Raw genomic sequence first — 10,680 nt, forward strand, 5'->3', positions numbered from 1 at the left:
GTCCTTCGACCACGCCGTCGTAACACTGCGCGGCCTTGGTGAGGGTTTGTCCGGGGTAATAGCTGATTTGAACCTGACCGTTCGTCCGCTTTTCCACCTCCTTGCACCATGCGTCGGCCAATTTGCTCTGGATATGGGTTGGCGGGAAGAAGCAGCTGTAGGTAAGTTTTACAGGGGCGGCCTGGGCGTTGAAGGCACCGACACTCATAAAAGCGATTCCAATAATTGCGACCAGAAAAAACAGAAACATCTTCTTCATCGTGGCATCCTCCTTGTTTAAACGGTTACCAGAATCTTTTCACACGGCTCAACCGGCAAATTGCAACATGACTGTGTAGGCTCGCTTCACCTCCCTTCCCTGTAAGGGCTACGGCACGCGCGGTCTGCGCATGGATCACTCCTGATCCGCACCCAATCATCGTCAATATCTAACGCGGATACCCGCAACCAAAAATATCTCGCGCAGAGACGCAAAGCCGCAGAGATTTTCTTGCATTTTTGTAAAAGAAAACAAGGGAACACGTCACTAAAGTTAAAGGATCCTAACCATTACACAAAATAGACGTAGCTTGTCTTATGTTCGAGTGGAATTTATCCGGATCTTTACTTGATGATCTAAGAAAAAGAATGAATACAATTCAATCTTTAGTCTCACGAGGAACCCCGTGTCTATGACAGCGGTCATGCTGGGGGAAAAATATTGTTGGAATTCTCAAAGCCAGAAGGTGTCATTACCCAGATTCTCCAGTTTATCCGGTTCGACAATGCGAACCACACCGCGGGCCGTTTCAACGATTCCCATCCCTCGCAGCCGCCCCATGGCTCGGAGCGTCGATTCCCCTGTGGTACCGGCCAGCTCCGCCAATTCGGAGCTGGTGAAATTTAGTACAGCGCCAAATTTCTTGTTCAGCGTATAGAGTACCCTCAGAAGACGTTGATCAACGCGTTTTTCGAGCATATCGATCATTCGGCTGTTTGCACTGTCCAAGGCGTGACCGAGGATAGAGATGATGTTGGTGATGAGCACAGGATGTTTGAAAACCATGGCCGTAAAATCCTGCCTCTTTATACAGACCACAACGGAATCCTCCATGGCTTCGGCCGAGAGTGTTCTCGGAGAACCGATGAAAGGGCCCACCAGGTTCAGAGGTTCACCGGGGCGTGCAATGAGATAGGTCATCTTGAAACCGGAAGGTGAAAAGATCGACACCTTTACCAGGCCTTTTTCAACTGCGTGGAAACGTTCGCATCGATCGTTCTGGTCAAAAATGATCTCGCCTTTCACAAAGCGTGTTGAAAAGGCCGCTTCGGCAATCTCTTCCAGCTCTTCCTGTGTGAGACCCTCAAATCCGAGTGCCCCCCTGAAGAACTCTACTCTCTCAACAAAGTCCATGGGTGATGTTGTTCGGTCTCGAGGTGCACGATGTCAGACAGGCTGATCTCCAGCATCTTGGTGCTGGAGAGGATCCGGGCCGAATTCCCGCCGATGACCGGAAAAGCATCGGCCATTTGATGCAGTTCCGTTGCCGCAGCCTTTATGTCCATGATTTTGCCGTTCATTGCTTCCATATTGATTTCACGGGGCATTCTCCCCTCTCATTCCTTTGGGCTTTTCTTAGATCCTTGAACCGCTTTGCTTTAACGTCATGCCTGGGAAGGGTTTCGTGATCATGGAACTCCAGGTGCTGTCCAAAGTTCATAATCCTACAAGTTCCCCTGCTTGTCAATTTCCATTTCGTGTCATATCTCATTCTAAGGCTATTGGTGCTTAAAGGCACCTCGTCACGAATTCGGAGACGTAGGATTCTCCAATTCCTGCTTAACGGCAATGCCGATTTTTTCCAGAGTATAAGGCTTTTTGATATAGGGACCGGCGCCCAGCCTCTGGGCGCCTTTGACGCGCCCGGTTTCTGAAAAGCCGCTTACAATAATCGCCTTTTGTTCGGGACGGAATTGAAGAACTCTCCTGTAGGTTTCGAACCCATCTATTCCAGGGGCCATGATCATATCCAACACCATCAGATCCGCTGAATGGTCTTTCAGGTAATCCACCGCGGCTTCGCCGCTTGTAACCGAAATGACCGAATACCCAAGTGTCGTTAAAATCTCGGACCCGATTTCACGTTGTTCCTCCACATCATCCACCAGCAAAATGAGTTCCCCATTGCCCATATATGTTGTCATCGGCAAGGATGGCGTTGTTTCGATCAGTTCCCTTCTGGTCACGGGGAAATAGAGGAAAAAAGTGGTTCCTTTCCCTTCGGTGCTTTGAACATCTACGTATCCGCCGTGGTCTTTCAGCGTTCCCCATACCACGGCCATACCCAGCCCTGTCCCGCTTCGGCCCATTTCTTTTTTGGTGTAAAAAGGCTCGAATATTCTCCTGATATCCTCCGGTGAGATGCCAACCCCCGAATCGGACACTTCCAGAAGGATGTAATCGCCTTCTTTCACATCCTCATACCCCTTAACAGGCATGTCAATATAGGTATTTCTGGTGGAGATGAATATGGTACCGCCGGTATTCATTGCCTCCGCAGCGTTGGAGACCAGGTTCATGACGGTCTTGGATAAATGAACCGGCGACCCCATAATATTGAGGAGGTCCGTGTCCAGATCGGTTTCAATTGAGATCCCGGGATGAAATTCCTTTAACTTGTCGCATTCAGGAGAGTCCAGATAGGCCTTTATGATTTGGTTCAGATTCGCAACTTCAGTAGCGGCGATGCCTCTCCTGGCCAGGGTCAACAGGTCCTGTACAATGGCGGCAGCCCGCTCCCCGGATTTCATAATGGCCAGGATCCGTTTTCTCAAAGGGCTCTCTTCAGATAGATCCATCAAGATCAGTTCCGGATAGCTGACAATGCCGGAGAGGACATTGTTGAGATCGTGTGCCACGCCGCCGGCCAAGGTCCCGAGGGCCTCCATCTTCTGAGCACGCACCAGCTGGGCCTCCATCCTCTGCTGTTCGGTTATATCGACGAATATGGTAAGAACGAGCGGTTTCCCTGCAACCTGGATGATTTTGGCGAACATAAGCGCGTTAAGAATGGAGCCGTCTTTGGCCCTGAAATCCATTTTCAATCCATGGACCTCTCCCGATGTGTGCAACGCCTTTCTGAACTGGGCCCTGTCATGCTCAGAAAAAAGCCCTGCTTCCGTTGAACTTTTCCCGATGATCTCCTCCGGTGAATAGTGCGTCAGATGGCAAAGCATCCGATTCACATCGAGGAGTTTTCCCGTTTCCGCATCGCTAAGCGAGATGGCCTGGGGAGACAGATTAAAAAACGTTCTGAATTTCTCTTCGCTCTCCCTCATGGCCTCTTCCGCCTTTTTACGGTCGGTCATATCGCGGGCTACCCCGATCCTGCCGACCGTCCTTCCGGAGTCATCCAGCAGAGAGGTCACCTTCAATTCCACTGGGACAGTCCCTCCATCCATGTATTTAAGGATCACTTCATAGATAGGGATCGGCTCACCGGCAAGCCCTCGCCTGAATTTCTCGATGGTTGGCGCGATATATTCAGGGACAAGGATCTCAGTAAAGGAGCGCCCCAGAAAGTCCTGAACAGGATATCCGGTGATGCTCTCGAATTCAGGGTTCAGGAAGGTGAACCTTCCATCGGTATCCAGGGCAAATACAGCGTCGGTCATGGTTTCAACAAGTGTGCGGTATCGCTGTTCACTGGAAACCAGTGCCTTTTCAGCCTGCCTGCGCCTTCTGATGTTGACGAGCAGAAGTATGATGATCCCGGTCTGGGTGATCAGCGCAACGACGGCGGCCCAGATGGGATATCGATAGGTACGATAAAAGCTTTCCGGCTGGTTGATGATCACGCTCCCTGGGGGAAGCCTGTCCACGGGTAGGTTATGCAAGGTGAGTTGGGTATAATCGAACATGTAGCGATTGGGGGATTCCATAACCACGGGGATATTTTCGGTCCGTTCCCCGTTGAGGATTCGAAGGGCGAGTCGGGCCGCGGTCATCCCGTGAATCTCGCCGCTGGTGAGCATACCGCCGACGATCCCATGGCCCAGGTAAAAGGTCCAGGGGCCGTAAATGGGGGCACTGCAATGGGCGGCGATCTGTCTGAGGCTGGCCTCATGGGTGAAATCGCGGCCCTCCTTATCGCGGTTAAAAACGAACAGAAGCATGATGGCATCCGGTGAAAGCCTGGATACCTCGGCCTGAAGCCCGGCCAGTGTCATAAGGCTGACATAGCGGAATTGCAATCTGTTCCGGAAGGCGTCGAAGGTGCGGCGGGCCGTCTTTAGGATGGCCTGGCCGGTGAGGGTCGTATCGCTGATGACCAGCACATCACGGGCATTCGGCTGAAGACGGAGGGCGGCTTCCAGGGTAGCCTTGGGATCAATGGCCTCCACAACGCCGGTCAGGGGACGCCCGCGCTCTTGCATCCGGGGGGTGTACCCGTTGACGCCGCAGAAGACGACCGGAACCCCCGGAAACAGCGTATCCGATCGTTTGAGCAGAAAGTCGAGGGCCTGATCATCGGAGCAAATGATGACATCGATCGCCTCTGGATCGGGATACTTCATGCGCAACAGCTCGGCGGTTCGATCCAGATATGCTGCTTCAGGGTGCCGCTTGGCATCCAGGAATTCAAAAGTGATGAGGGCGTCATGCTGCCCGTTCTCGCTGAACGCCTTTCGGATCCCCTGGGTGATGTTGTCGGTCCAGGTAAAGGTGGGGTAATATGAATGGATCACCAGCACCTGGGATGCCGGCTCGGAGTGAACCGGTGCCGTGTTGCACAAGACATCCTGTGCTGTACCCAGTAAGGAGAAAATCAGATAAACCGTCAAATGGAAAAAGACGGTTGACTTGAGCAACATGGCATCTCCCATAGGTGTGAGAAAGGCCTGCCAACCGCTTCGGTCGGCAGGAGGGATCAACGGATAAGCCCTGTTTCCGCGTTTATGGGTACACGATTACGCGACCACGATGGCGCAGGGCCGGTTCAGGGTATTTCATTGGAAGCCCATTTGCGGCGAGACCGAACGAAGATACCTTATAGGGCCGCCGCACTCAAGGATATGGTTAAGAGAATAGGTCGAAGTTTTCATTTAAATTCCTCCGGTTCATGGATGCGGACCCTTCTGCTTAATCAAGGCGGGCGTCAAATGAGGCGATGGTTGCCATATCCTTGACGTCTCCCTTCTCCCCTGCGCCCACAAGTGCGATCATATCCCCTACGATATGTCCCATCTGAAAGGCCTGGGCATTCATCTCCTCAGCGGCTCAAGCGGATTCCTCGGCAGTCGCTGCCACTTCCTGAACGACCTTGTCCATTTCAGCGACGGCAATGGGAATTACGCTTTTCAGAGGAGGGCGAGCCCTTCTTTGTGGACCCTGGCAACAGCCATGCAAAATATGGACCTACACGTTTGCCGGTCTACGCCGTAGAACTTGGGGGCGATTATTTGAAATTCAGTGCGCGAGGGTGTAAACAAGATTGTCAAAGCGGCGCTGGAGGTGTAAAGAAATATACCGGAAACCATCCACAGAGGTTGAGAATGAAACGCTATCGAATTGCAGTGATCCCCGGCGACGGTATCGGAAAAGAGGTGGTGCCTGAAGGGATACGCGTGCTGGAAAGGGGAGGCGGGCAATATGGAATCACCTTCGACTGGCGCATGTTCCCGTGGAGCTGCGAAACCTATCTCCGCACCGGCCGCATGATGCCCGAAGACGGAATGGAACAGCTCACGATGTGCGATGCGATCTTCCTGGGCGCAGTGGGATTTCCCGGTGTGCCCGACCCTGTCTCCCTATGGGGGCTCCTCATCCCGATCCGGCGAGAGATGGCGCAATATATCAACCTGCGACCCGTGCGCATGCTGAAGGGGATGGTCTCGCCGCTACGGGACCGAGGACCCGAGGATATCGATTTTGTGGTGGTGAGGGAGAATAACGAAGGCGAGTATTCCGAGATCGGGGGGCGACTCTACAAAGGGACCGAGGCCGAGATGGCCGTTCAGGAATCGGTTTTTACCCGGAGGGGGGTGGACCGGGTCCTCCGGTATGCATTTGAATTGGCCGCGCAACGCAAGGCCCGGCACGTGACCTCGGCCACCAAATCCAACGGCATTATTCACACCATGCCCTACTGGGACGAACGGTTCAAGGCCATCGCTGCCGAGTTTCCCCAGATCAGGGCCGATCAGTATCACATCGACATCCTCACCGCCCATTTTGTCCTGCACCCGGACTGGTTCGACGTGGTGGTGGGGAGCAACCTCTTCGGCGACATCCTTTCGGACCTGGGTCCTGCGGTGGCAGGCACCATCGGCGTGGCGCCTTCGGCCAACATCAACCCGACCCGGGAATTCCCCTCCATGTTCGAGCCGGTCCATGGGTCTGCCCCTGATATCGCAGGGAAGGGTATCGCCAACCCGATCGGCCAGATCTGGTCCGGGGCCTTGATGCTGGACCATCTGGGGCATCCCGAGGCCGCAGAGGCTATCGAGCGGGCCATCGAGACAGTACTCGAAGAACCGCGACTGCGCACCCCTGATATGGGCGGCAGGGCCACCACCGTGGAACTGGGGAGGGCCATTGCCGAGGTCCTTTGAAAATGCTTGAGAATTCGATCTGGTGGCGGTGGATGGGGGGCGGGTGCTGGTGGTGGAGATGAAAAACAAGCTGGAAAAGCGGATGGTGGACCGGTTCGTTGAACGGAAGCTTCTTCGTTTCAAGGAGATGTTCCCTGAATACGAGAAGTATCAGATGGTAGGGGCCATGGGGGCCCTGGTGGTGAAGGACGATGTGGGGAGGTATGCGGAGAAGGCCGGGCTCTATGTGCTGACCCAGACCGATGAAGGTGGGGCGACCCTATTGAACCGGGAAGGATTTGAGCCAAGGACGTTCGAATAAGGTGCCGCGGTTTGTCAGCTTGACCGGAAGAGCACAGTTAGACTCCCCGCCTTACCTGCGGAAAGCCCTTCTCAAAATCGCTCTCAGCAATTCTCCTTTTGGGAAAATCGCCATGTGGGAGCGGCTTCCGAGCCGCGAAACGTCGTGGCAACATGCCACTCACACGGAATTTTGACAGCGGGTCTGCCTTATAATGAGAATTGCTGGACCGCTCTGTTTGACCTTGACTTACCCTCCTTAAAGGTGTACGAGTGCGCGTCAGCAGAACATTTGCGCAATTTGTCTTCTTTCAACCCTTGGCCCGGTCTGATCTGAGGCGACAGACTGGACCGAACACCACCATGTCGGGAATCGTGCATGGCCCCTGATAAATCGGATCAAATTCGTACGAGGGCAGGCATGAGAGGGATCATTGGCAAGATCTTTCATTACAAAGCTGCTATTGAAACCTATACTCAGTACACCCCCTCAGATGCTCGATGGCGTATTGGAGCTCGACATCGGTCCCTGCCGCAAAGGCAAGTACATTTTCGAGGGTTTTAGGAACCCGAGGATTGGGGGCCACACCGCCGGTCCCGTTCCTGCTGTCGAGCTGAATCACCCCATTTTCGTCGACGGAACGGCCGAAAGGATATTCTATGGTGTACCCTCCTGGCATCTTGATGTTCCCCCCCACCATTCCGAAAGAGCCGTTCGTGCCGTGAAACCCGATCACCCTCCCCTTCGGAAGCTGCGATATACACATTGTCGGGCCTTCTCCAGAGCTTATCGTTCCGGGATTAACAAGGGCTACCACAGGCCCGTCAAAATAGGGCGTCTGCGGGTTAATTGAGATGTTGTCGACGAACGGATTGAGGCCGTGTTCCTCATGTTCGTTAATCGTGATCCGCAAAAACTGGCTGTCCCTTTTGTCGTAATATTCCTGATATTCGTAGAAGGAAGGAGAAGAGTAAAAGAAGCCGCACAGGTCAGCGGAAAGCTGGTCCGATCCGCCATAATTGCCGCGCAAATCGACGATGACTCCGGGCACACTGGCCTCGACAAACGAGGTGATCGCCTCTTGGAATTCTTGGAAGATCCGGGTGGGGTAACCGGTGTTCGACAGATCATGTTCCATCCGAACAAGGACATAACCGTAACCTTGCGGCAGTATCCGGTACTCCACTTGGTCCGAAAAGTCCGCCTTCCTTGCAAAGTTCAACAGGGAAAAAGTCTGTCCTGCGTCGTCTACGGCCGTGAGGGTGGCCGTTTGGGAGGCTGCCGAACCGGAGTTTTTGAACTCGACCTGGACACCCGCGCCGACCGGGCCCCGGGTCAGGAGCCTGGCCTGCTCCAGCCGGTAATGTTCCAGTGTGGCTTGGGGATTTTCGCCACCGAGGGCGCCTGTCAATACCTTGAAAGGAACGGCGCCGACATCGATCTGTCTGATGGCTGTTTTGACCGGCTCTCCTCCCCAGGAGATAATCTGGGCACCTGTAGCAATCCCTGCCAGATCGGCCGACCCGCCCGGGACGATTGCGGCCGCAATCACCCGCGAATCATCCAGTTCGGCCACCGCCATCCCGAACCCTCCACCCGCCAGTTCCTTTCCGAGGGCCGTGGGCAGTGTGGCGTTCTGTGGGCCCAGACTGAGATGTCCGTCGGGGATCGAGCAGACATATTCGTGAAGGGCAAGGTAATAGGCTTTTTCGTCTCCGTCAGTCTGGGCTTGTATGATGCGCGGCATAAATCGGCTGTAGAGACCAGACCAGTCCACACCCTTCCACTCACTGAAGGCATACTCAAGTGAGAACTTGTGGTGGGCGACTTGGAAGGCTTCGGTCCAGGTGAGTGTGCTGTAGTCAGCCGGATCGGGGTAAGTGAAACCGTTCCTGGGATCTGTTTCGGTGTGAGTATCACTTCCTCCTGAGCAACCGAAAAGGATTAGCAGGATGAGGTAGAACAGGGCAAACAGAAAATATAGGAATCGAGTTTTCATTGGAGAGAACCTCCAAAAGTCAGGAACTACTTGAATTAATTGATTACTATAAATCTGTTGTTGGCCCTCATAGAGCTGACAATCAGTATCTCACTTTTTGAATATGATATCAATGATTGCAATTTGTATTGGCGCCTTGAAAGGTGAGCCATTGTTCAGTCAGGCCATTTTCGGTGCCTTCAAAAGTATCTCCTCTGTTTGTAGGGGAAATGTGATTCCCCCAATTCGACCGGTATCAGCCATTCCCATATGGTGTAGTAACTGGCTGCTATAGCTCGAATTTACGCTCCACAGAGGCCTGCCAGAGATGGCAGATATCCGTCAAAAAAGCTGGTGCTGGATTTGTGAGATATCCGGAAGGAATGTGCAAATGGTAGTCCCGGTGTGTTTCGTTCCAATCAAAGCCGTTTCAGCCTGATCAGGCACTCCCCTTGAAAGGGAAAAAACGTCTAATTCCAGGAAAGCTGAGAAAGATAACCTTACTCGCTTTGGTTATTGCTGCTCCGTCATCAGTCGATGATCTCTTCATCGACTCTTCGTTTCTGCAATTCGGCTAAATTGTTACGCGGAAATTCATAGTCCGGGGGAGCAAGGGAAATTGACTTTTTCAGAATTTCTTTGGCTTCGTCGAACCTTCCTGCCTCAAGCAATGAGTAACCCAGATCATTTAGGTGCTTGTAATTGTCCGGTTCCAAGGCATTTGCGCGCCTGTGTTTCTCTACAGAGTCCTCGTAACGCCCAAGCTGTCCAAGGCAATATCCCGATCCAAGGAGGTAAACCACTTCATCCGGAAAGGCTTTTTCAGCAGCAGAATAGAGGCCAAGAGCATTCTCGTAATCATCTTGATCAATCAGAAAATCACCGGCCTTGTCTATGATAGTCGCCAGGTCTTCCTCATCCTTTGGCAACGTCGTAAGTGATAGAAAGAGCTGCATCGCTTCGTCAACACGCCCGATCTGATATTCGATGGAACCGACTGTCAGAATGGCAGGGGCATACAATGGATCTATGGCAAGGGGGATAATTCCGGGTGGCCAGGATGAAGTTTCAAGGCCTGATTGAGCACTCTGCGCTAATGCATTGTTTACGATATCAACCGAAATCTGCGAATGGTATTCCCAGTCAGCTGCCTTTCGCCGCTCACTCGCGCTAACTGAAGCGTATTCAGCGCGAAGAGCAAAAAGTTCCCTGTCATCTCTTACGAGAACAGAAAATGGCACATCCTTGAATTTTCTCATTCCGTCTCTGGCGGATTGGGGTTTCATATTTCCATCATATCACATTGCGGAACCTGAGTCCAAATACGATAATCGCGGTAAAGAATTTGTTCTTAGGTTGGCCATTGCCTGCTGTCTTATTCCACTGGAATGGTGGTCAAATCAAGATTGATGTTTTCAGCATGCTACATATCTTATCGATATTTCTGATATTTTAGCAAATAAGACATGGCAGATATCTGTCATCTTGGGTGGTGCTGAATGCGGGAGATATCCAGATGGTGTGCGGCCGGGCAAGGTCGCATATTTTAGCGGGTGCGAAGCCCGTCCCGGAAGGCTGGCCAGACACCGGGTAGCGAGTCCTTGGATCGACGGGAGCAATCCTTGAGATTAAGCGTAGGACAGCGAGACGACAGGCCGTAAGCCGTATGGTTGAAGGGATTGAGCCTCGAAAGGATTAGTTGAGAGGGACGACGTATTACCATCTACGGAAGTCAACATGTCTGCTGGCGAATGGCAAGTCAGTGGCGCCTCTCCGGGGTCTGAGACCATGGCATGTCGGACATTGCGAATATGCGGCAACCCGGGAG

The 10,680-nt window shown here is 52.9% G+C and carries 8 protein-coding genes; 2 read left to right on the top strand and 6 right to left on the bottom strand.

What is annotated here, in order from left to right; genetic code table 11:
* From K9N21_23175 to K9N21_23190, 4 genes are all read right to left on the bottom strand, one after another.
* On the bottom strand, nucleotides 1-259 hold a 259-nt coding region (locus K9N21_23175; GenBank protein ID MCF8146819.1), incomplete at its 3' end, for a C4-dicarboxylate ABC transporter substrate-binding protein.
* A 453-nt stretch (nucleotides 260-712) separates the two neighbouring features.
* The gene (locus K9N21_23180) at nucleotides 713-1,393 is read right to left on the bottom strand and encodes a Crp/Fnr family transcriptional regulator (GenBank protein ID MCF8146820.1); all 681 of its coding nucleotides are present in this window, start codon (nucleotides 1,391-1,393) and stop codon (nucleotides 713-715) included.
* A complete protein-coding gene (locus K9N21_23185) occupies nucleotides 1,372-1,587 on the bottom strand; it encodes a hypothetical protein (protein MCF8146821.1) in 216 nt (71 codons plus the stop codon). The genes K9N21_23180 and K9N21_23185 overlap by 22 nt, the downstream gene beginning before the upstream one ends.
* A 195-nt stretch (nucleotides 1,588-1,782) precedes the next feature.
* Nucleotides 1,783-4,854 (bottom strand): PAS domain S-box protein, encoded by a 3,072-nt coding sequence (locus K9N21_23190; protein ID MCF8146822.1) that lies wholly within the window; start codon nucleotides 4,852-4,854, stop codon nucleotides 1,783-1,785.
* A gap of 681 nt (nucleotides 4,855-5,535) precedes the next feature.
* Between K9N21_23190 and K9N21_23195 the strand changes: the two genes are divergently transcribed.
* Together K9N21_23195 and K9N21_23200 are read left to right on the top strand one after the other, a co-directional pair.
* The gene (locus K9N21_23195) at nucleotides 5,536-6,594 is read left to right on the top strand and encodes a tartrate dehydrogenase (GenBank protein ID MCF8146823.1); all 1,059 of its coding nucleotides are present in this window, start codon (nucleotides 5,536-5,538) and stop codon (nucleotides 6,592-6,594) included.
* A 22-nt stretch (nucleotides 6,595-6,616) separates the two neighbouring features.
* Nucleotides 6,617-6,895 carry a hypothetical protein gene (locus K9N21_23200; GenBank protein ID MCF8146824.1) on the top strand — a complete coding sequence of 93 codons (279 nt, stop codon included), beginning with the start codon at nucleotides 6,617-6,619 and terminating at the stop codon, nucleotides 6,893-6,895.
* 439 nt (nucleotides 6,896-7,334) lie between these two features.
* Here the strand turns inward: K9N21_23200 and K9N21_23205 are convergent, their stop codons facing one another.
* Both K9N21_23205 and K9N21_23210 read right to left on the bottom strand, forming a co-directional pair.
* Nucleotides 7,335-8,873: a hypothetical protein gene (locus tag K9N21_23205; protein MCF8146825.1), complete on the bottom strand. Its 1,539-nt coding sequence runs from the start codon at nucleotides 8,871-8,873 to the stop codon at nucleotides 7,335-7,337.
* 509 nt (nucleotides 8,874-9,382) lie between these two features.
* Nucleotides 9,383-10,138 (bottom strand): tetratricopeptide repeat protein, encoded by a 756-nt coding sequence (locus tag K9N21_23210; protein MCF8146826.1) that lies wholly within the window; start codon nucleotides 10,136-10,138, stop codon nucleotides 9,383-9,385.
* Between the last annotated feature and the right edge of the window lie 542 nt (nucleotides 10,139-10,680).

It is taken from the genome of Deltaproteobacteria bacterium, assembly GCA_021737785.1.
Classification (GTDB): Bacteria; Desulfobacterota; DSM-4660; order Desulfatiglandales; family Desulfatiglandaceae; genus AUK324.